The 23,304-nt window shown below is 63.9% G+C and carries 24 protein-coding genes and 1 pseudogene; 5 read left to right on the top strand and 20 right to left on the bottom strand.

Going from position 1 to position 23,304, the window contains the following annotated elements; genetic code table 11:
* The first annotated feature begins 22 nt into the window (after window positions 1-22).
* Window positions 23-1,861, top strand: a complete 1,839-nt coding sequence (locus tag AC5ZG1_RS21685) for a serine hydrolase (protein WP_496134038.1) — start codon at window positions 23-25, stop codon at window positions 1,859-1,861.
* 237 nt (window positions 1,862-2,098) lie between these two features.
* On the opposite strand, the gene AC5ZG1_RS21680 is transcribed toward AC5ZG1_RS21685, so the two are convergent.
* The 4 genes from AC5ZG1_RS21680 to AC5ZG1_RS21665 form a co-directional block, all read right to left on the bottom strand.
* Window positions 2,099-2,815: a DnaJ domain-containing protein gene (locus AC5ZG1_RS21680; RefSeq protein WP_130230834.1), complete on the bottom strand. Its 717-nt coding sequence runs from the start codon at window positions 2,813-2,815 to the stop codon at window positions 2,099-2,101.
* Window positions 2,816-2,924: 109 nt separating this feature from the next.
* On the bottom strand, window positions 2,925-3,689 hold the full coding sequence (locus AC5ZG1_RS21675) for a vWA domain-containing protein (RefSeq protein ID WP_130230832.1): 765 nt from the start codon (window positions 3,687-3,689) through the stop codon (window positions 2,925-2,927).
* A 91-nt stretch (window positions 3,690-3,780) separates the two neighbouring features.
* On the bottom strand, window positions 3,781-4,695 hold the full coding sequence (locus AC5ZG1_RS21670; protein ID WP_051396718.1) for an alpha/beta fold hydrolase: 915 nt from the start codon (window positions 4,693-4,695) through the stop codon (window positions 3,781-3,783).
* A 306-nt stretch (window positions 4,696-5,001) separates the two neighbouring features.
* Window positions 5,002-5,775, bottom strand: a complete 774-nt coding sequence (locus AC5ZG1_RS21665; protein WP_496134037.1) for a helix-turn-helix transcriptional regulator — start codon at window positions 5,773-5,775, stop codon at window positions 5,002-5,004.
* 108 nt (window positions 5,776-5,883) lie between these two features.
* Between AC5ZG1_RS21665 and AC5ZG1_RS21660 the strand changes: the two genes are divergently transcribed.
* On the top strand, window positions 5,884-6,966 hold the full coding sequence (locus AC5ZG1_RS21660) for an alcohol dehydrogenase catalytic domain-containing protein (RefSeq protein WP_496134036.1): 1,083 nt from the start codon (window positions 5,884-5,886) through the stop codon (window positions 6,964-6,966).
* A 9-nt stretch (window positions 6,967-6,975) separates the two neighbouring features.
* On the opposite strand, the gene AC5ZG1_RS21655 is transcribed toward AC5ZG1_RS21660, so the two are convergent.
* On the bottom strand, window positions 6,976-7,899 hold the full coding sequence (locus AC5ZG1_RS21655) for a division plane positioning ATPase MipZ (protein WP_208822316.1): 924 nt from the start codon (window positions 7,897-7,899) through the stop codon (window positions 6,976-6,978).
* Window positions 7,900-8,178: 279 nt separating this feature from the next.
* Here AC5ZG1_RS21655 and panC point away from each other — a divergent pair, with 279 nt between their 5' ends.
* A complete protein-coding gene (gene panC / locus AC5ZG1_RS21650) occupies window positions 8,179-9,030 on the top strand; it encodes a pantoate--beta-alanine ligase (RefSeq protein WP_130230822.1) in 852 nt (283 codons plus the stop codon).
* A 75-nt stretch (window positions 9,031-9,105) separates the two neighbouring features.
* Here the strand turns inward: panC and AC5ZG1_RS21645 are convergent, their stop codons facing one another.
* The 8 genes from AC5ZG1_RS21645 to mgtE form a co-directional block, all read right to left on the bottom strand.
* Entirely contained in the window at window positions 9,106-9,546 is a 441-nt protein-coding gene (locus AC5ZG1_RS21645; protein ID WP_496134035.1) for a DUF1489 family protein, read from the bottom strand.
* Between the two features lie 40 nt (window positions 9,547-9,586).
* The gene (locus AC5ZG1_RS21640) at window positions 9,587-10,564 is read right to left on the bottom strand and encodes a hypothetical protein (RefSeq protein ID WP_496134034.1); all 978 of its coding nucleotides are present in this window, start codon (window positions 10,562-10,564) and stop codon (window positions 9,587-9,589) included.
* A 156-nt stretch (window positions 10,565-10,720) separates the two neighbouring features.
* Entirely contained in the window at window positions 10,721-10,924 is a 204-nt protein-coding gene (locus AC5ZG1_RS21635; RefSeq protein WP_130231764.1) for a hypothetical protein, read from the bottom strand.
* 307 nt (window positions 10,925-11,231) lie between these two features.
* Window positions 11,232-11,885 (bottom strand): glutathione S-transferase family protein, encoded by a 654-nt coding sequence (locus AC5ZG1_RS21630; protein ID WP_496134033.1) that lies wholly within the window; start codon window positions 11,883-11,885, stop codon window positions 11,232-11,234.
* Window positions 11,886-11,975: 90 nt separating this feature from the next.
* On the bottom strand, window positions 11,976-12,848 hold the full coding sequence (gene tolA, locus AC5ZG1_RS21625; RefSeq protein WP_496134032.1) for a cell envelope integrity protein TolA: 873 nt from the start codon (window positions 12,846-12,848) through the stop codon (window positions 11,976-11,978).
* 63 nt (window positions 12,849-12,911) lie between these two features.
* Window positions 12,912-13,730, bottom strand: a complete 819-nt coding sequence (locus AC5ZG1_RS21620; protein WP_496134031.1) for an aldo/keto reductase — start codon at window positions 13,728-13,730, stop codon at window positions 12,912-12,914.
* Between the two features lie 36 nt (window positions 13,731-13,766).
* Window positions 13,767-14,063, bottom strand: coding sequence for a helix-turn-helix domain-containing protein (locus tag AC5ZG1_RS21615; protein WP_028163986.1), 297 nt, complete (start codon window positions 14,061-14,063; stop codon window positions 13,767-13,769).
* 66 nt (window positions 14,064-14,129) lie between these two features.
* Window positions 14,130-15,551 (bottom strand): magnesium transporter, encoded by a 1,422-nt coding sequence (gene mgtE, locus AC5ZG1_RS21610; protein ID WP_028163987.1) that lies wholly within the window; start codon window positions 15,549-15,551, stop codon window positions 14,130-14,132.
* A gap of 121 nt (window positions 15,552-15,672) precedes the next feature.
* Here mgtE and AC5ZG1_RS21605 point away from each other — a divergent pair, with 121 nt between their 5' ends.
* Window positions 15,673-16,455: a polysaccharide deacetylase family protein gene (locus tag AC5ZG1_RS21605; protein ID WP_208822305.1), complete on the top strand. Its 783-nt coding sequence runs from the start codon at window positions 15,673-15,675 to the stop codon at window positions 16,453-16,455.
* 98 nt (window positions 16,456-16,553) lie between these two features.
* Window positions 16,554-17,879, top strand: coding sequence for a polysaccharide deacetylase family protein (locus AC5ZG1_RS21600; RefSeq protein WP_496134030.1), 1,326 nt, complete (start codon window positions 16,554-16,556; stop codon window positions 17,877-17,879).
* Between the two features lie 33 nt (window positions 17,880-17,912).
* Here AC5ZG1_RS21600 and AC5ZG1_RS21595 read toward each other — a convergent pair whose 3' ends face one another.
* From AC5ZG1_RS21595 to AC5ZG1_RS21565, 7 genes and pseudogenes are all read right to left on the bottom strand, one after another.
* On the bottom strand, window positions 17,913-18,287 hold the full coding sequence (locus AC5ZG1_RS21595) for a hypothetical protein (protein ID WP_028163989.1): 375 nt from the start codon (window positions 18,285-18,287) through the stop codon (window positions 17,913-17,915).
* A 273-nt stretch (window positions 18,288-18,560) separates the two neighbouring features.
* On the bottom strand, window positions 18,561-19,079 hold the full coding sequence (locus tag AC5ZG1_RS21590) for a filamentous hemagglutinin family protein (RefSeq protein ID WP_496134029.1): 519 nt from the start codon (window positions 19,077-19,079) through the stop codon (window positions 18,561-18,563).
* Between the two features lie 124 nt (window positions 19,080-19,203).
* On the bottom strand, window positions 19,204-19,593 hold the full coding sequence (locus AC5ZG1_RS21585; RefSeq protein WP_496134028.1) for a DUF302 domain-containing protein: 390 nt from the start codon (window positions 19,591-19,593) through the stop codon (window positions 19,204-19,206).
* A 38-nt stretch (window positions 19,594-19,631) separates the two neighbouring features.
* Window positions 19,632-19,802: pseudogene (locus AC5ZG1_RS21580) on the bottom strand (c-type cytochrome); the annotation flags it as partial.
* Window positions 19,803-19,848: 46 nt separating this feature from the next.
* Window positions 19,849-20,094, bottom strand: coding sequence for a molybdopterin-binding protein (locus AC5ZG1_RS21575; protein WP_456644202.1), 246 nt, complete (start codon window positions 20,092-20,094; stop codon window positions 19,849-19,851).
* On the bottom strand, window positions 20,091-21,347 hold the full coding sequence (locus AC5ZG1_RS21570; RefSeq protein WP_456644203.1) for an HlyD family type I secretion periplasmic adaptor subunit: 1,257 nt from the start codon (window positions 21,345-21,347) through the stop codon (window positions 20,091-20,093). The genes AC5ZG1_RS21575 and AC5ZG1_RS21570 overlap by 4 nt, the downstream gene beginning before the upstream one ends.
* A gap of 137 nt (window positions 21,348-21,484) precedes the next feature.
* Window positions 21,485-23,278 (bottom strand): type I secretion system permease/ATPase, encoded by a 1,794-nt coding sequence (locus tag AC5ZG1_RS21565; RefSeq protein WP_456644204.1) that lies wholly within the window; start codon window positions 23,276-23,278, stop codon window positions 21,485-21,487.
* Window positions 23,279-23,304 lie beyond the last annotated feature (26 nt).

Here is a 23,304-nt window from a genome sequence, read left to right as displayed (position 1 = left end):
AGAAATTGGGACGGGGAAGTAAATGCTTCGTACAACTTTCGCTTCCTCGCGTGTCTTGCGAGTTGGCGTTCTCGGGCTCATCACCTTCACCACAGCGATCCTGATCTCCAGCGAGAGCGCCGAGGCGCGTCGCTCCCGCCACCGCCATCACGTGCGCTCTCATCAGGTGGATCGCGACAGCTATAGCCCCCAATTCTCCTCCATCATCGTCGACGGCAATTCCGGCTCGGTGCTGGCATCCAACAATCCCGATGGTCTTCGTCACCCGGCCTCGCTGACCAAGATCATGACGCTTTATCTGCTGTTCGAGCGCCTCGAAGCCGGCAGGATGAAGCTGGATACGGAAATGCAGGTATCGGAGCACGCTTCGGAGCAGTCTCCTACCAAGCTTGGCCTCCGGCCCGGCCAGACCATCAGGGTCGAAGACGCCATCAAGGGCCTGGTGACGCGTTCCGCCAATGACGCCGCCGTCGTGATCGCCGAAGCCATTGGCGGCGATGAGGATGATTTCGCCAAGATGATGACGCGGAAGGCCCGTTCGCTCGGCATGAGCAAGACGGTCTACCGCAACGCATCAGGCCTGCCCAATGATGAGCAGGTGACGACCGCGCGCGACCAAGCCACCCTCGGCCGCGCGATCCAGGATCGGTTCCCGCGCTACTATCGGTATTTCTCCACCACCGTGTTCAATTATCGGGGACAGTCGATCCGCAATCACAACCACCTGCTCGGCAAGGTGGAGGGCATCGACGGCATCAAGACCGGCTACACCCGCGCCTCCGGCTTCAATCTCGTCAGTTCGATGCGCCGCGGCAACCGCCATCTGATCGGCGTGGTGTTGGGTGGCCGCAGCGGCGGCTCGCGCGACGCCATCATGCGCAGCCTGCTCGCCGAGAACCTCGAGAAGGGCGCAACGATCCGCACCGCCGCCGCCATCACCGAGAAGAACGTCGCGGATGGCAATACCAATATCGCGGAAGCTGATACGCCGTCGCGCGGCAACGACCAGCCGGCGCAGGTCACTTCCGGCGCCGCCGCCTCCGCTGAGCCCGCAATGGCAGCGCTCACGCCGGCGGCCCCGCGCCCGGCCGCAAAGGCATCGCTGATGGCCGCAGCGGCCGCCGCCCTTCCCCCGCCGCCAGCGAAGATTGAGCCAGCGGCGAGGCCGGAGCCCAAATCCGAACCCGCGCCCCTGACCAACGGCGTGATCCAGAGCCAGCCGATGGCGATCATTCCCGGCTCGGCCGAGCCGATGAAGCCGGTCAAGGTGAAGACGGTTCAGGTCAAGGCCGGCGGCACCAAGCTCGCCTCCGCCGCGCCATCCCAGCCGGCACCTCCGGTCACCAATGCGATCCCACCCCGTCCGGAAGTCGCCGAGACCTCCAGCGCCGTCGTGGCAAGCGCCGACGTCGCCAAGACCGACGTCGCAAGGTCCGCAGCCAGAGCCGAAATGCCGCCGCAGCCTGCCGGGTTCGGCACCGGCAATGGCATCCTCGGGGTATTGCCCGCGTCGAGCCTGCAGCAGCCCACCTCCTCGCCGCAGACGGTCGCCGCGCTCCAGCCGCAAGCGGTGTCGCCGGCCGCGGTCGCCAAGCCCACGCAGGCTGCCGTGCACACCGGCTGGATCATCCAGGTCGGTGCACTCGAAAGCGAGGACGAGGCGCGCCAGCGCATCGATCTTGCGCGCAACCAGTCGCGCGGCCTCCTCGGCAAGGCCGATCCCTTCACCGAGCCGGTCGTCGGCAAGGATAACCGCAAGCTTTATCGCGCCCGCTTTGCCGGCCTCGAGCGCGAGCAGGCCGAGGCGGCGTGCCGGACGCTGAAACGCGCCGACATCTCCTGCATCACCATCCGCAACTGATCTTTCGGCCCGATCGTAAAATCGCAAAGCCGGCGCCCACCAGCGCCGGCTTTTTTGCGTCGGCCTGTCGCAGCCGCGGCCACTTGTTCCCTCGCGAAAACTTCTCGGCAAGGATTTACGGTTAAGCTTTCGAGAACAGGGGATCGACCACGCTGGGCAACGGCGGGCGAGACAGGGCGCGTCAGCACAGAGAAGCAGCGGCAACTCTCGGTTTGTAGCGTTGGTAGCGTGCCGGAGTTAGCTAGAATGCGTGCGAAGCAAGGTATCCTTGGCCTCGTTTACACGGGCAGCGAGGTACGTCGACCCCCCTTGGTCGGGATGCAGTTTCTTCATGAGAGTGCGGTGCGCCCGGCTGATCTCGTCACGCGAGGCTCCCGGCTGCAGGCCAAGGATCTGGTAGGCCTCCTCTTCCGTCATTTTGCCGCCCGGCGCCGCGCGGCGTTGCCCCCCTGCCCCGTTGCGCTGCGCGTCCTGACGCCAAGCGGGAAACCGGCGGTCCAGATAGCTTTCAAGTAACGTGACGCTTTCGGCGTCGAAGCCGGCGGCCATCGCCAGCAATCCCTGAAGGTCGAACTCGTCGAGCGAGCGGCCGGCATTCGGTCCTTCCACGATCTGGCCCGACAGCGCGCCGGTGTCGTGGTCGAGGCTCATGTCGAGATATTTCGAGCGCACGCGCGAGCTCTGTCCGGCGGAGCGCTGCGTGCCGCCGAAGATGCTGCCGAAATTGCCCAGCACGTTCGGGGACCAACCGAGCAGGCCGGCGCCAAAGATCCCGAGCGGGATCGCCACCGCAAGTTCGCCCCTGATGCCGGTATAGGCGGCGACGGCGAGCGACAACACGCCGCCGACGATCTTGATCGCGCGCGCCATCATCGCCGGGTTGGCGGCCCGAAACATCTGCAGCAGGAGATAAAGCGTGACAACGGCGACGACGCCGGCAATCAGGGTTGGCATGGGCGCAATATAATCGCGGCGGCGAGGAAAAGCATCGCGAACCAAGTCCACAACGACCCCGCCCGGCTGGTGCTCCGCCATGCGCTGTCAGGCAACGCGGCGACCACCGTCACTTCATCTGGCCGATCAACTTGGCCGCACCGCTCGCGGTTTTCGACAACTGCAGCAGCGCCTCGCGTCCGCCGGCGGCGTAGGCCGCAGCGGCCCGCAGCAGTTCGCGCAATTGCGCCGCTGCACCCGGATCGAAGCGGCAATAGGCGCCGCCGGTCAGCCGCGCAATCTCGCGGAACGCCTGCTCGGCGGTGGCGTCGCCGCCTTCCTGGAACATGAAGACGGGTACCTTGAGCAGCCCGAGTTCGCCGGCCTTGGTGCAGAGATCATCGACGGACTCCTCCATGGCGTCGCCGACGAACACCACGGCCCGCACCCCGGAGGCGACCGCCTCGCGGCGCGTCTCGGACAACACTTTGCCGATCTGAGTATTGCCGCCCTGGCAATCGATCTTGCCCATCAATCTGGCAAGGTGAGCGCTGTCGGAAATCCAGCCAGTCGCCCGGCATTCGTTGAAACCGCGGTAGTAGACCAGGCGGATATCCAGGCTGCCCAGGGAAGCGGCTTCGCGAAACATGTCCGCCTGCAGCGCGCAGGCCATGTCCCAGGTCGGCTGCCGGCTCATGGTGGCGTCGAGTGCAAAAATCAGCCTTCCGCGCGCGCTGGCCTGATGCGGCGACATCGCGCGCGCCTTGGCGACGAAGGCGGCGATATCGTCGGAGCTGGACGGAGATGCTTCCGGCAGGCGACCGAACTTGCGGGCCTCGGCCGCCTGCGCAGCGATGTCGTTACCGGATTTCGGTTTGGTCGGTTCGCCAGCCATGAATCCTCGCCGTTGCTGCGAGGATTATGTGGGCCGAGACCAGGAAAGCGTCAATGCGCGCACGGGATGCGCCGAGCATTGGGGCCAGAGGTCAGTTTGGTACGGCCGAGCGATCTTTCTCGGTCTCGGTCTTCTGGACCTTCTTGGTCGAGGGATCCGGTACGTAGAGCGAGACCGGTCCCGGTTCGAGGATCTTCGGCGGCGCACTCCTGGTGTCGACCGGCGCCACCTCACTGTCGCTATCGACCAGAAACTTGTCGAGCATCGCCTGGATCGAGTTCTTCGCCACGTCCGGGCCGGTGTCGCGCATATCGTTGTGCTGGAAGTTGGTGTTCACCACGGTGATACCGGACTTCTCGCACTCCTCATCATCGGGCACGACGCCCGGATCAGGCTTGAAATGGGTATCCTTCGAGCGGAAGGACAGGATCTTGAACTTGCCGTCGGTCAGGAACGGCACGCGCAGATTGTCCAGCGTCACGACCTTCTTGATCTCGTCGGGATACTGCTTGGCGAAGTACATCGAGATGTCGCCGCCCATCGAGTGTCCGACCATGGTGACCTTGGCATAGTCGGCGTTAGGCTGGAGCTTCTTCATCTCGTCGATAGCGAAGTGGATATTGGCCACGCCGCGCTGGATTTGCGGCAAGCGGCCGACATAGAGCTCGCCGGCCTTGGTCACCATCGGCGGGTCTGTCGGCAGGTCGTGCTGCGGGCTGATCACCAGATAGCCGCGCGCGGCAAAGATGTTGGTCAGGAACGAATACTCGGTGTTCTTGACGGTGTTGCCGTGGTTGAGGATCGCCACCGGCAGGGTGATCATGCCGGCGTTGGCCTGCATCTCCTTGTCCCAGCGCACGGCCACGTCGACGGGAACGAGGCGATTGTCCCGCGCCGGATCATAGAATTTGAGTGTCTCGTGACGGATAGCCCACTTGCTGGCGGTGAAATACGCGCCAGTAACAAGCACGGTAAGTGAAAGCAGAACGGTAATTCCACGTTTCATATTCGTCCTCGGCGCGCCCGCCTCTGGCGCTATATCCCATTTGTCCGGACTCTGACGGTCCGTGTGGATGATATATGTCACAGCGACGTGACGGGAAGTCCAAATGTTGTGTGTTGACCGCCTGATCGTTGTGCGATGCACCTAATCCTTGTGCATGCGCACAAGGAGCTGTGGGATTTGGCTTTCCTCCTAACCTTATGATGGCGCCTGCGAAATTCGGGTTTAGGCGCTCAATACATTTGTAATAAAACGGCCTGCTTTGAAGTTTGTTCCCAGCTTTGGGCCCTCCCCCGTAGTCACACGGGTTCAGGCAGCCGTGTAGATGGTAAGTTTCAGCGCCGGGTCGTCATTGGCCTGAAAGCTCGCATATTCGTAGGCCAGGCGGCCCTTCTTGGGATGGCTGAGCACTTTGCGGCCGGACACGCTGCTTTTGATATCGTGCGCCCCCCACCATTGGGCGAATTCCTGGCAGCCGTGCTGCAGCCGAGCGAGCAGGTCGCGAAAGGCAGGATCGCCCGCCCAGAGATCGTGACTTGCGCGAAACTGGGCCACCATCCGGCGGGCTTCGTCGGCCCATGATGGACCGAACAGACGCCGCGTCGCCTCATTGGTCAGCATGCAGATGAGCACGTTGCGGTCGGCTGGCGGAAGTCGGCTGAAGCCGAAGGTTTGTTCTGCGGCATCGTTCCAGGCCAGGATGTCCCAGCGCCGCCCGGTGATATAAGCCGGCTGGTTCAAGCTCTCCATCGTGCGCCGGATCGCCGGTGGCACCACCTCCGGGATGAACGGCCGCCGATCGGCGTCGCGGATCAGCGCCCGCAGATGCGCGTGCTCGGCCTTGGTCAACCGTAGCGCTCGCGCCAAGGCGTCGATCGTCGTCAGCGAAGGGCTTACGCTGCGGCCCTGTTCGAGCCGCGTGTACCAATCGACGCCGATGCCGGCGAGTTCGGCCACCTCCTCGCGGCGCAAGCCGGGCGTCCGACGGCGTCGTCCGATCGGAATGCCGGCAGTTTTTGGTGTCAGCTTCTCCCGCCGCGAGCGCAGGAAATCGCCGAGTTCACTTTGCCGGGCATCTGCCATGGGACTCTTCCTGCGACGAAAGGAGGGACTCTTGATCCCAGGATAATGCCAGGTCTTGTTGCGCAAGACAGGCGCTTCGATGATGCAGTCTCAAGTGGGGTAAGAGCCATGAAAGCTGCTGTTTTGAGATCATTTGGATCGCCACTCGCGATCGAAACCGTTACCGACCCAATGATCGGCACCGGTGAAGTCGTGGTCGACGTCGTGGCGACGCGCGTACTGTCCTATGCCAACGAAGTCTTCAGCGGCGAACGAAACTATCTCTTGGAGTTGCCGGCCGTGCCGGGACCCGGCGCGATCGGAAGGGTTCGCGCGGTGGGGCCCGACGCCACGCACCTCGCCGTGGGCGACTGGGTCTATTGCGACCCGACCTTCCGCTCCCGCGACGACGCCATCTCGCCCGACATTACCCTGCAAGGCTGGAGCGCGCGCGGCGAAGGCGGGTTGCGGCTGCAGCGGCACTTCCGCCACGGTTCGTTCGCGGAGCAGACGCTGGTCCCAACCGAGAACGTCAAGCGCATCGGCACGATCGATGCGGTCCACGCGCCAGCCTGGTGCGCGCTCGGCACATGCCTTGTGCCGTATGGCGGCTTCCTGGCGGCAAGACTGCAGGCGGGGGAGACGGTGCTGGTCAGCGGCGCCACCGGCAATTTCGGCAGCGCCGCCGTCGCGGTCGCGCTCGCCATGGGCGCGAGATGCGTGGTGGCGCCGGGGCGCAATGAAAGGGTGCTCGCCGACCTGGGGCGTCGCTTCGGCCACAGGGTGCGCCCGGTCCGGCTTTCCGGCAATGAGGAGGACGATCGCCGGCGGATGCGCGAGGCGGCTGACGGCCCGATCGATTGCGTGATCGACCTGATGCCGCCCTCGGTCAGTGCAACCACGGTGCGCGCGGCCATCATGACGGTGCGCCCCTACGGGCGCGTGGCGCTTATGGGCGGCGTCGGGATGCTTGGTGGCCCAGGCCTCGAATTGCCCTACCCCTGGATCATGCGCGAATGCATCACCATCCACGGCGTGTGGATGTATCCGCCGGAAGCAACGCTCGGTCTCGTTGGCATGATCCGGGCAGGCCTGCTGCCGCTCGACCTGTTTGAGGTTACCACCTTCGACCTTGATCACGTCAACGAGGCGGTGGCGCACGCGGCCGCCAATGGCGGCCCCTTCAAGATGACGATCCTGCAGCCGGCGTGAGCCGCCCTCTCAAGTCGCGATGATGTCGTGGAGCTCGAGCGGTTTGTCGACCTGGCTGAACCATTCGGCCCGGTTGGCCGCGCGGCGGCGGCCGCGCTCGTCCAGCGGCAGCTTCAATTGGCGCAGGAGGCCAGTCACCTCCTCGCGCGCCGTGACGTGGCCCATACTGGGTCGGGTGCCGAGCGTCTGCTCGTCGATATCGTCGAGCGCGGTCAGGCCGCGCGGGAAGAATTCCCGGTACACGACGCGCTCGGCAAAGCCGTCGATCGAGCGGAAACCGAGCCGCAGCGACAACTGTTTCAGGCCGCTTGCGACGAGCTGCTTGTTGCGCGACCCAAGCATCGAGAGGCGGTTGCGGACCACGATCCAGTCGGTGGTGGTGCCGTCCACCTGGCGCCGCTTGCGCCTGACGTCGCGCACCATCTCGGCGTAATGGCTTTCGCCGGTCACCGAATAGGTGACGGGATCGATGGTGCCCAGCACGTCGAAGTCAAGGAAGCTGTCATTGATCGGCGTGACCAGCGTGTCGGCCATCGAATGGGCGAGCCGCATCAGGTAGCTGTCCGTGCCCGGCGTGTCGATGACGATGAAATCGAAATTGCGCTCGACCGCGCTGATCGCCGCCATGAACTGCTGGAACTCGGCGTTCTCGTTCTCCGCGATCTGCATCGTCTCGCCGTACTTGATGCAATGATGCACGGGGATTTCGAGGCCGAGATTGGTGCGCCGTGCCCAGGCCCGCCGGTTATTGATGTAGCGGGTAAAGCTCTGCTGGCGGCAATCGAGATCGATGGTGGCGACCCGCTGGCCGGCCTTCATCAGGGCGACGGCGATGTGCAGGGCGGTGGTGGATTTGCCCGAACCGCCCTTCTCGTTGCCAAGCACCACCACATGGGCGGAGCCGGATTGCCCCTGACTAGCCTGTACCAGCATGAACCTGATCCCCTCGATATCTTCAAATCGGGCGCTTCGACGGTCAAGTGAAATGCGCCATGCGCTCAAGGAGCAGCCGACTGTCTTCCTTAATCATGAATCCATCGCGGGAGATGTCAGCCCGCAATCGCTTGGGCCAAGCGGGTCAGGTGCGCCCGCCTGCCGCCTTGGCGTCAACGCCTTCCCCTTGGTATGGTCGCGTGCCCGCCTCATCGAGCGAGTCCAAGCCCGTCTCGCCCGACCAGACCTTCCCGAACCAGCCCAAGAGATTGAATCCAGATGTCGCGAAGTCCCGTGGTCGTCCGCACCGTCCCTGCCTTGCGCCGCTCCGTCGAGGCTTTGCGCGGAAGAAAGGCCATGACAGCACTGGTCCCAACCATGGGAGCTCTCCATGACGGGCATGTGTCGCTGGTACGCCTTGCCAAGCGACGCGCCCAGCGCGTCATCGTCTCGATCTTCGTCAATCCGACCCAGTTCGCGCCATCAGAGGATTTCGGCTCCTATCCGCGTACATGGAAGGACGACGTCGCAAAGCTCGCCGCCGAGAAGGTCGACCTGATCTGGCATCCCGACGTCAAGACGATGTACCCGGATGGCTTTGCCACGCGGATCGCGCCGGAGGGGCCCGCCACCGTCGGCCTCGAAGACCGCTTCCGCCCGCATTTCTTCGGCGGGGTCGCAACGGTCGTCGGCAAACTGTTCACGCAGTGCCGGCCGGATTTTGCGATCTTCGGCGAGAAGGATTTTCAGCAGTTGCGGGTCGTGACCCAGATGGCGCGCGACCTCGACCTCGGCGTCAAGGTGATCGGCTCGAAAACTGTGCGCGAGCGCGACGGGCTCGCAATGTCATCCCGCAACGTCTACCTCTCGCCCGAAGAACGGCGCGTGGCGCCGGAGCTCTATCGCGTCATGAAGGAAACCGCCCGCCGGATCCGCGCCGGTGAAGCGATCAAGCCGGCTGTCGCCGGAGGCGCCAAGCTGATCGAGAAGGCCGGCTTCAAGCTCGACTATCTGGAAGTGCGCCACGCCGAGACGCTGGCGCCGATCGCCTCGATCAAGGACGGCCCGCTGCGGATGCTGGTGGCCGCACGGCTCGGCACCACGAGACTGATCGACAATATCGCGGTTTAGGGCGGCCGCGCCTTAGAGCGTTTTCGAGCGAAGTGGACACCGGTTCGCGTGAAGAAAACGCGTCAAAACAAGAATCTAGAGCAATCCGAGATCGCGCAGCTCGCGCCGCATCGGCTCGGGCATCGCCGCGACGCCGGAAGCGGCCGATTTGGTCAGGTCGGGCGGCGCGGCATCGGCGGTGAGATAGCGCCAGCCCTGGAACGGACGCATCGGGCGCGGCGATACCGCGATCACCTTGGGCTGCATCACGATGCGGCAGCGGCCGATGCCGTCCTTGTCGCGGAACGGCTCGATCGCGATGATCTTCTCGCGCGCGGCGATCTCGCCGCGGATCACCCAATAGAGCGAGCCGCCGGCAACGATTTCCTCCTCCCGTTTCGGCGTCATCCGCGTGATGTGGATGTGACGCTGGGGCAAGGCCTTCTTCTTCGCGATCGCCATCCGCTCGGCGACCCAGGTCTTGAGTTCCTTGACCGAGTCGCAACCGACGGCGAGCTTGATGAGATGAAGCGGCATGATCGTTTCGCTTTAGCCGCCGGCTCCGGTTTTGAAAAGATCACTCGTCCGAAGTTGCGGGAGTGGCTGTGGACGCCGGTGGTGGCGGCGCGATCGGCACCGGCGCGGGTGCCGGCGGACGTTTGGCCACAGCCTGTTTCTTGGCAGCGGCCGGCGGCGCGGGCGAAGCCGCCGGCGCGGGACGCGACGCAGGCGGAGCTGCGGTCGTGGCGGCCGCCGCAGCCGCCGACGGCTTCGGTGCGGGCTCAGGCGTCATGATGCTGATCGGAGGGGTATTCGCGGCCGACGGAAATTCGGCGTTGGTAGGTTTGCCGGTGGGGACCGACGGCGGCAGTGCTCCCAGCACCCCTGCTCCGGCCGCCGCTGCAATGGCAGGCGCCGGCGCGTTCCACGACGGCGCGTAACGGGTGATCAAGTTCTCATAGAGGTGCTCGTCCATATTGGACGCGATCTGCTGGGTGGTCCCGAGCGAACCGAACGCCGCGCACGAGGCCGGCGTGCAATGGTCGCGCACAGTGAGCACATAGGCCATGAGCCCGTAGCGGTCCCGCTCGACCGCGCGACGCAGCGCCTGCAGTTCGGGCGATGTGTTGCGCTCGGCGGTCGCAATATCCCCCAATGACGTTAGGCGGGAGATCTGGGAAGCCGCATAGGCGACCGCGGCAGCCGCAGAGTCGGCGGAACCGAATAACACCTTTTCGCAGGCGTTCAGCACGGCATCGCCCGCGAGGTCATCAATGCAGGCGAGCGCGGCTGGCGCCGCGACGACCGGCTGCGCCGATCGCGCATCAGCGGAAGCAAGCCGATTACCGGAATCGAAGCCACGAATGGTCGAGGCAGCAGCGACCGCAATCGCAAGCAAGGTGATGACCGTCAACGCGCCGTTGGCCACGGATTTCTCCGCGCGCAACAGCGTGATCAACAGGATCACCCCAAAAAATCCTGCGGCGGCCAGCGTCAGCCACATCGGAAAAGTCGCGGAGCGCCAGATATGATCCAGCGAAGAAACCCAGCTCATGCGCGATGTCCCTCAACGCAGCATAAAACACAGTCGCCAAAGGCGAACGCCTCCTTTCGGGCATTCGGCCTTCGGCAGAGTCGTTCTGCGAACGGGGCCTTTTGACGGCGACCCATCAGGGAACCGCGCCTACCGGGTGCTTGCGCACAGCTCTCTTCAGGACAGGGCGAGCTGGCTTTCCTTGGCGACCCGTTCGAAAGCTTCGGTCGAGCTTTTGATGCGGTATTGGCAATCGTCACCGTCGGTCGGCAGCAGCCGGACCACCTGATAGGTCCCGGTAGCGGCCGGACGAGACACGTTGCTCGCAGTGAAATAGACAGTCTCTCCAACGCCGTACTTGTGCTTCAACGCCCTCTCCATTTTCTTGGATCGTCGGCGCGCTGCCTTAGGTCCCACAGCGGCGGCCAACATTGAGAACCCCGCGTCAAGTTAGCACAGCAAGGGCCCCGAAATCCAGCAGGATCGGGGGCCAGCAAACGCACGAAATTCGTATATTTTTCAGCAGGATAGAAGGCACGCGAGCGAGTCGGCCGCGTTCCACGACGAGAATGGGCGAAAGTGCGGATTCCTGCGATCCAGCCACCTAAGGGCAGCCCGCCATCCGGGCTCGCATGGTAGGCGGCCGCCGGAAAGTACGAGGCATGACTGGCGAACTGGGTCGGCCGGGTTAGACGGTCTCGAACCGCTCGATCACGAGCGTTTCGGCAAGCCCGTCGCGCGTCCACTCCTGGAATGCCGGCAGCGACGTCATCGCATCGACATAGGCCTTCGCCTCGGGCTTCACCGGGATCGCATAAGTGCGGAAGCGATGCACGACTGGAGCGAACATCGCATCCGCGCCGGAGAACGCCCCGAACAGGAACGGCCCCTGCTCGCCGTAGCGCGCGTGGCAGTCTGCCCAGATCTCCTGAATCCTCGTGACATTGGCGCGAGCATCGTCCGACAACGGAATCGCCCGGATCGGGCGATGCAGGTTCATGCCGCATTCATTGCGCAGCGGCATGAAGCCCGAATGCATCTCCGCGGAGACTGAGCGCGCATGGGCGCGGGCGGCGCGATCCTCAGGCCAGAGCCTTGTTTCCGGATATTTCTCGGCGAGGTATTCGATGATCGCCAGCGAATCCCAGACCGTGACATCGCCATCGATCAGCGTCGGCACCTTGCCGGCACGCGAGAAACTCAGGATCCGGTCCTTGTCCGCCTTATCGGTGTACAGCGGGATGAAGACTTCCTCGAACGCGATGTTGTTGGCGCGCAGCGCCAGCCACGGCCGCATCGACCATGACGAATAGTTCTTGTTGCCGATGACGAGCTTCAACATGTGCGGGGGATCCGGTTGAATTGCTACTTTGCCACAGCGCGGCGCGGCCGTGCAACTCGCATCGTGACGTCGACGACATTGGCTTCGCGGCTACGAAGCGAAGTCCTGCGGCGTGAAGCTGAGATCGAGCACCTTCCACTCGCCATAGCGATCCGCTGGGAGCATCTTGTAGGGCTGGCACGCTTCCAGTGCGCTCATCGCGCCACGCATCAACACCGGTCCCTTCTCGGACGCGCTCGCCTCGATCAGCAACGGCTCGTCGGCGAGCGTCCCCTGCGGCGTCATGAACACGCGCAGCGTGACCTTGACGTCGTCGGAAGGTTTTAGCGCTGCCGGCAGCTTCGAGCAGGTCTTGAGATGGCGGCGAAACTCGGCGACGACGCTCGGAGTGAGGTCGGCGGCTCTGACGGCCGGTGCATCGAAATCATCGTCGACCTTGCCACCGTAGCGCGCGGCCGGCGCCGGGGCTGGCGCCGCCATCGGCGGAAGGGCTGGCGGCAGGCCGAGTTGGACATTGTATTTGATCGAGAGATCAGGCTCCGGCGGCGTGTAGGCTGGGGCGGCCGCCGGTGTTGCCGCGGCTTGCGGCCGGACCGAACCTGATTCCGCCGGTTCCGGCTGGTTCTGGTGGGGCGGCGGCGACGCTGCCGGCTGCGACGCTGCCAGCTGCGGCGCTGCGGGCTGCGGCGCCGGTGGAGGCGGCGTGCTTACAGGCGGCTCTTGGAGCGCAGACAGATCGATGGATGGTGACGGAGAAGGCGACGGCGACGGGGTCGGTTCGGGCTTCTTCTCGATGTCCTTCTTCTCGATGTCCTGCGGCGTGACGATATCGACCGGGACGGTGTCAGCCGCCACGACGTCAAACGGATGGACTTCGGACAGGAGCAGCACCAGGGCCAGCACGGACACGTGCGCAACCGCCGACGCCGTCACGTCCACAGGAATGAGCTCCCGCAGGTTCATTCGCAACTGATCAGGTTTGAGCCCCCTGCCCGTCATCAGCATAGCGGGCAATCGAGGGGTGTCTCAATCCCATTTCGGCGCGAAGCCGAAATCGGTGATGCGGCCGGAGGCGCCGCCCATGGCCGAGATCAGGCTCATGTCGTCCTCCGACAATTCGAAATCGAAGACGTTGATGTTCTCGGACAGCCGTTCGAGCTTCGATGTCCGCGGGATCGCGGCAACATTCTGCTGCACCAGCCAGCGCAGGCAGACCTGGGCCGCCGTCTTGCGATAGCGGTCGCCGATCCGCGCCAATGCGCGGTCGTTCCGGATGCGGCCCTTCGCAATCGGGCTATAGGCGACCACCGCCATGCCGTGCCGGGCGCAGGCGGCCTTCACCTTCGCCTGATCGAGATAGGGATGATACTCGACCTGGTCGCACACCAACGGCTCCGCGCAGGCCGCCACCGCCTCCTCGATCAAGGCGACCGTGAAGTTGGACACCCCGATATGGCGCGCGAGCCCAAGCTGTTTGGCATGCGCCAGCGCGCCCATCGTTTCCGCAAGCGGCACCTGCGGGTTCGGCCAGTGCAGCAACAAGAGATCGATTTCAGTCAGCCGCAGCCGCGCCAGGCTTTCCTTGGCCGAGCGCTCGAGGTCGTTGGACCTGAAATGGGTGGTCCAGACCTTGGTCGTGATGAAGACGTCGTCGCGTCTCACGCCGGATGCGCGGAGCCCCTCGCCGACCTCGCGCTCATTGTCGTACATCTGCGCGGTGTCGATGTGGCGATAGCCGAGCCTGAGCGCCTGCTCGACGATCCGCGCGCAGGTGCGTCCACGCAGTTCCCAGGTACCGAGCCCGATCGCCGGGATCCTGGCGCCATTGGCTTCGATGATGTTCATGCGCCCATTATGGGCCGCCGCAGCTCCGCTGCCAACTCACGCGGCAGAGGCCTCTGTCGCCAGCGCAGCGAATACCGTTTCCGGCGAATGGGCGATGACCGCCAGAAGCGCCCGTGCCGGTCCGCGCGGGGCTCGCTTGCCCTGCTCCCAATTGCGGATCGTCTCCACGGGCACGCCGAGCTTGGCGGCGAATTCGAGCTGGGTCAGATGCGATCGGCGGCGCAGGTCGCGCACCGTGAGCGACCCGGTCGGCGTCTCGGGCGCGAGCGGGAACTCCTGCCCGTCTCGCAACTCGACGATCCGTCCATCCGCTTTCAGCCGCAGGCGCTTCATGGTCTGCTCCGGAAAGCCGCATTGTGGGCGAACCGACTTAAGGCCCGATTAACGCTAAGCGAGGCGCTAGTTCAGGCCGAACCACAAAGTGGCGATGCCGAGGAAGCAGAAGAAGCCAACCACGTCCGTGATCGTGGTGACGAAGGTGCCGGACGCAACGGCCGGATCGGCTCGCACCCGTTCAAGCACCATCGGGATCAAAATCCCGCCGAGCGCACCGGCAACCAGGTTGCAGACGATGGCGAGCCCGATCACTACGCCAAGGCCCGGAATCTTGAACCAGGCGACCGCGGCGATGCCGGTGATGACGGCGAAGGCAAGACCGTTGACGAGGCCCACCATGATCTCGCGCAGGATCACCCGGGCGGCGTTGTAGGACCCGAGCTCGCGGGTGGCCAGCGCGCGCACCGCGACGGTCATGGTCTGGGTCGCCGCATTGCCGCCCTGACTGGCGACGATCGGCGCCAGCACCGCAAGCGCCACCATCTTTTCGAGCTGGCCTTCGAACAGGCCGAGCACAGAGGACGCAAGAAAGGCGGTCGCGAGGTTGACCAGCAGCCAGTTGAAGCGCCCCCGCGCGATCGTCCAGACATTGTCCGACAACTCTTCGTGGCGGGTGACGCCGCCGAGCGCCTTCAGGTCTTCGTCAGCCTCCTCCTCGATGACGTCGACGACGTCGTCGATGGTGATGACACCGACCAGCCGGTTTGTGGTGTCGACCACGGGCGCGGCCACCAGATTGTATTTGCCGAACATCCGCGCGACCTCTTCCTGGTCCTCCAGGGCGGAGACGCGGCGGCGATCTTCATCGATCAGGTCGGTGAGCGGCTCCGGGTCGCGGGAACGCAGCAGCACGTCGAGCGGTACCGCGCCCAGCCAATGCCCGTCGCCGTCGACGACGTAAATCTCGTAGAACCGGTGCGGCAGGTCCGGCGTGTTGCGCATGTGGTCGAGTGTCTGCCCCACCGTCCAAGCGGGCGGCACCGCGATGAACTCGGTCTGCATCCGTCGGCCGGCGGAGTTGTCCGGATACAGCAGGCTGCGCTCGAGCTCAGCGCGCTCGGACGGCGGAAGCCTGTCGAGGATCTCCTCCTTGTCCTCCTCGTCGAGACCTTCGAGAAGCTCGATCGCGTCATCGGATTCCAGCTCGCGGACACCTTCCGCGACGGTCTCCGGCTCGAGCTCTTCGAGGATTTCCTCGCGCACGGCATCGTCGACCTCGTTCAGTGCCGAGAAGTCGAAATCGGTGCCGGTGATCTCGACGAGGCTGACGCGATCTTCCGGCGCGAGCGCGGCGATGAGATCGCCGAGATCCGCCTCATGAAGTTCCGCCACCACCTCGCACAGGAACGGCCGGTCGGCAGTGTGGATCGCGCTCGCGATATTTTCGACGAATTCGTGGCGGAGCTGCCCCTCCTCGTCCCGCATTGGCAACCGATCGAGGATGGATGCTTCGGCGGGATGGGCAGCGTCGATATTCTCGGCCATGCCGCGCCTCACCGTTTGACAGAAGATAAGAACTCGTCTGAGTTATCGCCGCACGCATTACCCAATCGGCTGCGTCCCGCGCAATGCCAAATATCGCCAACCGCGAAGAACAGGTGTGCTTATGAGATCGTTCGGTGCAGCCATTCTTGCCCTGCTCGCGTGGAGCGGCGCGGCGCACGCCGCCGACGAATGCCCGCGCAAGGATGCGCTCGGAACGTCGCGCGTCCTGACCGTCGATCCCGCGAGCTATCCGCGCGTTGGCACCAAGAGCTTTCCGGACACGCTCCCCCTGCAGGATCACGAGGTGGTGTTGACGTTCGACGACGGGCCATGGCCATCAACCGACCGTAAGATCCTCGCGGCACTCGCTCACGAATGCGTGCGCGCGACCTTCTTCATGATCGGAAAGCCGGCCTCCGAGCATCCGGAGCTGGTCCGCCAGATCGCGGCACTCGGCCACACGATCGGCCATCACACATGGACGCATCACAACCTCAAATACATGAAGCCGGACGACGCCATTGGCGAGATCGACAAGGGCATTGCCGCCGTCGAAACGGCGCTGCATGGGCGCGCGACCACGACGCCGAGCACGCCGTTCTTTCGCTTCCCCTATTTCGAGATGTCGCCGGAGACGCTCGCGAACCTGGAGAAGCGCGGCATCGCCGTGTTCGGCGCCGACCTCTGGGCGAGCGACTGGAACAAGATGACGCCGCAGGAGGAGCTGAAGCTTCTGACCGGGCGCCTGAACGCCGCCGGCAAGGGAATCATCCTGCTGCACGATCCCAAGACGCAGACCGCGGCGATGCTTCCGGCCTTCTTGCGCTATCTGCGCGATCACAATTACAGGATCGTGCATATCGTGCCGCCGGGCTCGAAAACCGTGTCGGATCAAACACATTGAACCAAAGCACAGCTGTGGGTTACAAAGCATTAAGGTAGCGTTCATGACGCCGCCTGTAAGGATTCGGCGTCGGACAAAGAGAATGCAGCCAGGGTGTTATGATCGGTAGCGTTGGCGAGGGATTTTGGGAGCGGTCATGGACTGCCCTCTCCCTGCTGATTCTGATCGGCGCGAGCAGCCAGTCCGCAATCGCGGCTGATTGTCCCCCTGATGCGCTCGGCACCTCGCGAACGCTGGTGGTCGATCCCCGCGAGCATCCCCGGATCGGCACCATGCAATATGCCGAGACCTTGCCGCTGGACGATCACGAAGTGGTGCTGACATTTGATGACGGCCCGCTGCCGAAATACAGCAACCAGGTGCTGGACATTCTTGCCAGCCAGTGCGTGAAGGCGACCTTCTTCATCATCGGCAGTCAGGCCAAAGCCAATCCGCAGGGTGTCCGCAAGCTCGTCGCCGCCGGCCACACCGTCGGCACGCACAGCCAGAACCATCCGCTGACCTTCAACAAGATGTCGATCGAGCAGGCCAAGCAGGAGGTCGATGCCGGCATCGCCTCGACGGTGGCCGCGCTTGGCGACGCGAGCAAGCTCGCGCCCTTCTTCCGCATTCCAGGGCTGCTGCGCGCCGAAGCGGTCGAGACCTATCTGGCGTCGCGTGGGATCCAGAACTGGAGCGCCGATTTCGTTGCCGACGATTGGCGCCATATCCCTCCGGCGCGCGTCTACGAGCTCGCAATCCAGCGGCTGGAGGAGAAGGGCAAAGGCATCCTGCTGTTGCACGACATCCAACCGCGCACGGTGGCGGCGCTGCCGAAAATCCTGCAGGAGTTGAAGGCGCGCGGCTATCGGATCGTCCATGTGGTGCCGGCGACGCCGGAGCAGCCGGCCACGCCAACCGAACCTGTGCAATGGCTATTGCACCCGCCGATCGAGACCGTCGCAACGGTGCGCTGGCCGAAGATTGCGAATTTCGTGTTCGTCCAGACGCAGGAACTGCCCGCCCCCGGGCTCTCGAATCTGGATTGGCGTGATCCGGGCCTGTTCGATCGAGGACGCCGCCCGCGCGCCGCAATCGCCGCGCAGACGGCATGGCCGGAGCCATTGCGGGTCTCCGAGAACAGCGGTTCGGCCCTGCCGGTCCCCGCCTCCTCCGTCTTCAGGATGCCCGAAGGCCTGCGCGTGACGTTGCTCGCGTCGCATTCACCCGCCAAACGGCCGCAACAGGTGGCAGCATCTCCTGAAGCCGCCAATGCGATGGGGCCGATTTCCGCGAGAGCCCGCACCATTGGCGTACGCCAGGCGCCGCATTCCCGGCATGCCGTGCATCAGAACCCGCAAGGAGGCCATGCGGGTCGTGGCGTCCCCAAGCATGCCGTGCAGGCGCAGCCGAACAGACGCGCACTTCAGGTCGCAAAGCGCTGAAGAGCGCGGCGCGGCGATTGCAGCGTCAGGCGCTCAATTCGTCACGATCTTGGCGATGCAGAGCAGAATGACGAGCGCCAGGAACAGCAGGTCGATATAGGACTTGATCTCGCCGGCATGACGCAGCTCGGTGACGGCACCGACGATCTGCTTGCGTGAGGCTGTCGAACTTGGTCCCTCGACCACCGCCGTCCCAAGCCGACGCGTCTCCCCTTCCAGGCGTTCGATTCGCTGGAAGAAATAGAACGAGCGCAAGGCGGACGCCGCATGCATCGCGGCATAAACCAGCACCAGAAGCGCGACGAGCGCGCGATGCTCGTATTTTTCCATGAAGTTGAGGCTGAAATAGACCAGCGCCAGGAACACGAAATTGGAGACGAAGCGATAGATGTAGCTGAGCAGGATCATCCTGTTTTCCGGATTTCCGAATCGGGCGTGCGATCGGTGAGCGACGGCGCCCGTCGGGTTCGGAATCGCCGGCCCACGAGCTTTCACACCCTTAGCGTACGCCAAGGGTGTTACGGAAAGCCATCGACCGACCTCGGTTGCGGAAAATTTGTCGCCGCGCCAGAGCGGACAACGTAGACGTTCTCCGGCTAGCTCAGCTCAACCTGTAGGATGCGAATGGTACGCGTGGAGGACGGGCGCGACGTCGTTTCAGGACGCCGCGGCTCGACCCGACTATGGCTGCATCTGACGGCGGCGTTCGGCGATCAATTGCTTTGCCTCGTCCATCGTCATCTCGCCCGCGCCGAGCACCTGGTAGGCGCTATCAGGGTTTTGGGCTCGCCCGTCGTCACCGCTCCGTTTCTTTTCGGGGTTCGGATTGGGCGTGGGAGAGCCGTCGCCACCGCCAAAGCCAAGAAACTCGACCAGGATCACCGATGGGCGGTCGTTGTTCGACTGCGTTGGAGCGGCGCTTTGCTGAGTGGCGGCAGTGGCGTTCCCCGCCGTACTCAGCGCGGCAACCGGCGGTGCCTGCACGACCGGAATTCCGGTCGCGCTGCCCTGGACCTGGATACTCGCCGCGTTCACGATCTGCAACGCGGCAAGATTGACGTTGCCCGAGACGCGGATGCCGGCTTCGCCTGCGTCGATGGTGCCGAGCGGAGCGATCAGATCGACGTTGCCGGGCGGCACCTCCGGCATCGGATTGAGTGTCGCGATGCCGGCGCCTGTCGTAGGAACGGTTGGAGACAACGTCACCCGTCCCTAACTGGCTACGCGTGTAATGTTTCTTATTGAGCCGCGCGTGTCCGTGCGGATGCCATCTGCGCAGACATCCGCAGAATGGCGGGCGCCTCACTGTTGGCTCCCGCTGATCTCAAGGAACCGTTGTCGACTTTGCTGCCATTTCCTTCAGCACGCCCGCCATCGCTTCAATGACAGCCTTGGCGGATTCACCGATACCGTGCCGACGCGTGATATAGGCCGGATCATTGTAGGAAAGGAAAGTCTTGCCATCCTCGTCCTGCCAGACCAGCGCCTTCAACGGCAGATCGATGCCGATCGTCTGCACCGATTGCATCAGCGGAGTGCCGGCCTTCGCCGCGCCGAAGATCAGAAGATTCGTCGGCCGCAGTGGCAGGCCGACCGCAGCAGCGCCAGCGCTGTGGTCGATATGGCTAAATACCGCCATGCCCCTGGTACGAACCTCCGCTTCAAACCGGTGCATCGTTTCTTCCGGGCCAAAGCTGCTGTGCAGCGTGATCAATCCATCAGCGGACATTGCATGCTCTCCTGATAACGAAATCCTTGCGCCACGGTACCGCTGCCGGGCGGCAGTCCCTTGCCATCGGGCCTGACGTCGATATCCCATAGCGCGATCTCGCCGGGTGTCGCGGGACGGCCGAAATCATATGCAAGTACGGGAGAAGCGAGCGCAATAGCGCCAGTGAGGAGTACCTTGCTAGTCGAGGACATTTCGAACCCTCCCGGTCTCTTCAATGCTCCAGGTCTGCTGCGCGTTCTAGTGAAAAGTTGCGTTGGTCGCGATTGCGCCGATAAAGGATTTTCGGTCGGGCTGGACATTGCACTTATCGTCGGTCGCACGGCTGACGATCTTGGTCGGCTTACCGTCCCAGGTCCAATCCATCTGAAAGCGCGTTTGCGTCTTCGGCAATACCGGCAGATTTAGCTGCGCATCCTTCCAGCTCTTGGCGCCATCGCTCGAAATCTCGACCTTGCACGCTCTTCGCGCAGACCACGCACTCATTGCTCGTGAAAGGCGCGGTGAAAGCTGTCCCGAACTGGCTGCGTGATGTAGCGGAAGAAGCTTCGCTCCCCAAGCTGCACCATCGCCTCCACCGGCATTCCCGGCGTGAGGCGGACGTTGGGAAGACGAGCAAGCTGGCCCTGATCGATCAGGATCTGCACTTTATAGTAGTTGCTTTTTGTCTGCTCATCGGCGGTGACGTCGGAGGCAACGAAAGTGACGCGGCCCGCAACGAACGGCACGAGGCGCTGCTTGAACGCGGGGAGACGCACCTGTGCTTCAAGGCCGGGATATACGACATCGATATCGTTGGGCGAAAGTTTCACGTTGGCCACCAGCCGGTCGCGCGATGGCAGTAGTTCCATGACCGTATCGCCGGGCTTGACGACAGCGCCGATGTTGAACACCCTCATGCCAAGGACCGTGCCGTCCTCGGGCGCCACCACATCGCGACGCACGGCGACATCCTGCGCGGCGCGCAATTTGTCGTCCACCTCGTTCAGCCTGATACGGGCCTCCCGTATGTCGTTCGAGACATCTTGTAGCCGCTGGTCTTGAATCTGCTTCATGGATGAACGAGATTCCGCGATCGTTGCCCGCGCGCGTTGGATCTGTCCGCTCAGGTCACCCAGTGTCCCTTCCAATCCGGCTTGGTTTCGCTGCAAGGCCAGCACGACGGACAGCGTCGCCAAGCCCTTTGTCAACAACCCCTGCTTGATCTCGGCCTCGTGCCGTATCAGTTCGAGCTGTTGCCGGGTGGCTCGCTGCTGCTGTTCTGCCGATTCAATCACGCCAAGTTGCTGATCGACCCGGTCTCGCAGCACGGCGACCTGGCTTTTCAAGCTGACCGTGCGCGCTTCGAACAGCGCGCGCTGCCCGCTGACCACATCGGCGGCGCGCAGGGCATCGAAGCCTTGCCCGCTCGCCGCCGCCAGCAGATCGTCAGGAAAGCCTATATCGCTCCTTCCGGCTGTCTCCGCATCCAGTCTGGCCAATTTTGCAAGCAATGCCCAGCGCTCGGCTCGCGCCGTCTCGGCCGTCGCGCTCGCCTGCACGTCGTTCAGTCGCATCAACACCTGACCGGCAAGCACATGATCGCCCTCGCGCACGAGCAGTTCCTGAACCGATCCCCCCTCCTGGTTCGCAATGACGCGACGCTGCCCCTCGACCTCGATCAAACCATTCGCGATCGCCGCTTCCGCCAGCGGAGCGGAGATGGACCAGACGCTGAAACCGCCGATGAAGACCGCCATGGCCATCAATCCGAGCAGGATCACGCCGCGTGTTGACGGATGAGGCGCCTCCATTAATGGCGGCGCGGACGACGCGATCGATCGGCCGTGGCTATCAGCGACGACGGCTCGCCCGGATGGAGACGTGAGAGCTCGGGTCATGATGCAACACGGTTCTGTTCGCGTCGGGCGGGTACGGCGGCTCTGGCGATGCGGGGTTCGCTGAGTGCTGGGCGGTTGTCAGGCGCCGGGGCGACGACGCGGTTCAGGATCTCGGCCCGCGGTCCAAACATTTCTGCCGCTCCATCCCGCATCAGCAAGACCAGGTCGACATGCTGCACCAAGCGCGGACGGTGCGAGACCAGAACCACCGTGGTGCCGCGCGCCTTGAGCTTCCGTAATGTGTCGGCCAGATTGGCCTCGGAATCGCCGTCGAGATTGCTGTTGGGTTCATCCAACACCACGAATTTCGGACTACGGAACAGTGCGCGCGCCAAGCCGATCAGCTGCCGTTGCCCGCCGGACAGATACTGCCCGTTCTCGCCGATCTCGGTGTCGTAGCCGCACGGAAGCCGCAAGATCATGTCGTGGCAGCCCGCAAGCTGTGCGGCCCGGTAAACCTGCTCGGGCGTCGCCTCTCCCATCCGTGCGATGTTGCGGAATACCGAACCCTCGAACAGCTCGACGGATTGCGGCAGATAGCCGACGTAGCGGCCGAAATCCTCACGCATCCAGCGATGAACGTCGGCGCCATCGAGGCGCACGGTGCCGGCGCTTGGCGCAAGCGTGCCGATCAGCATCTTGATCAGCGTTGTCTTGCCGGCCGCCGAGGGGCCGATGACGGCAAGACTGTCACCTGGTGACAGCGCGAACTGCACGCCTTTGACGATCGTGGACGTCGAACCCGGCAAGCCGTACGTGACACGCTCCACCGACAGGCGGCCGACCGGGGCCGGCAATGGCCGTCCGGGCGGACGAAGACGAGGCTGGCGAAGAAAATGCTGCAAGCGAAAGAAAGCTTGCCGGGCCTGGACAAGCTGCTTCCAGCCGCCGATCAGCATTTCCACCGGCGCAAGCGCCCGGCCCATGATGATCGAGCCGGCAACGGCCACGCCCGATGTCAGCTCATGCTGCAGCACCAGATAGCCGCCCGCGCCAAGTACGGCGATCTGCACCGAGAGGCGCGCGAACTTGGCCATTGCCAGCAGAACGGAGGCTCGCTGCGCCGCGCGCCGCTGCGGCGGCAGCACTTCGGCCACCGCCTCCTGCCAGCGGCGCATCACCGCCGGCAACATGCCCATGCTGTCAATCACTTCCGCATTGCGCGCGATGCTGTCGGCGCGACGTTGCGAATTAGCCGCCGCAACATTTGCCTCCTTCATCAGCCGCGACGTGGTCAGTTCGTTCAGCAAGGTGAGAGTGAAAAGGACGATCGCTCCTGCCGTCGCGATGCAACCCAGCACCGGATGCAGGACGAAGATCACGGCGAGAAAAATCAGCACCCAGGGAAGGTCGTAGAGGGCAAGCAAAGCAGGCGAGCCGAGATAGCCGCGGCAAATGGCGAGATCGCGTAGTGCCTCCATGCGATAGGAATGACCGGCGAGCACGCTCTCCATCGCTCTCGCAAAGCCCTCCGGCGCGGCCTTCTGCTCGACCCAGGTTGCAACGCGCTGCAGGGTCTGATTGCGCGAGATTTCCAGAATAGCCAGCAACAGGATGGACACACCCGCGATCAGCGACAGATAGAGAAGCGTATCGACATTGTGCGTCGTCAGCACGCGGTCGAAAATCTGCATCATGTAGATCGGGATGGTGAGCTGCAGCAGATTGACCACGCCGCTGAACAGGCCCACCGCCAGCAGCTGAATCTTGCAACAGCCGATGGCGCGGCTGAGGATTGTCTCGCTTTTCTCATGTGGATCGACCACCGCAAGCTTCGACATCGGCTTCATATGCGGCGCCCCAATTTTCCAATTCT

The organism is Bradyrhizobium sp. Leo78 (assembly GCF_059512425.1).
Note: the sequence above shows the minus strand (reverse complement) of the source record. Positions and strands in the feature narration are given on the sequence as shown.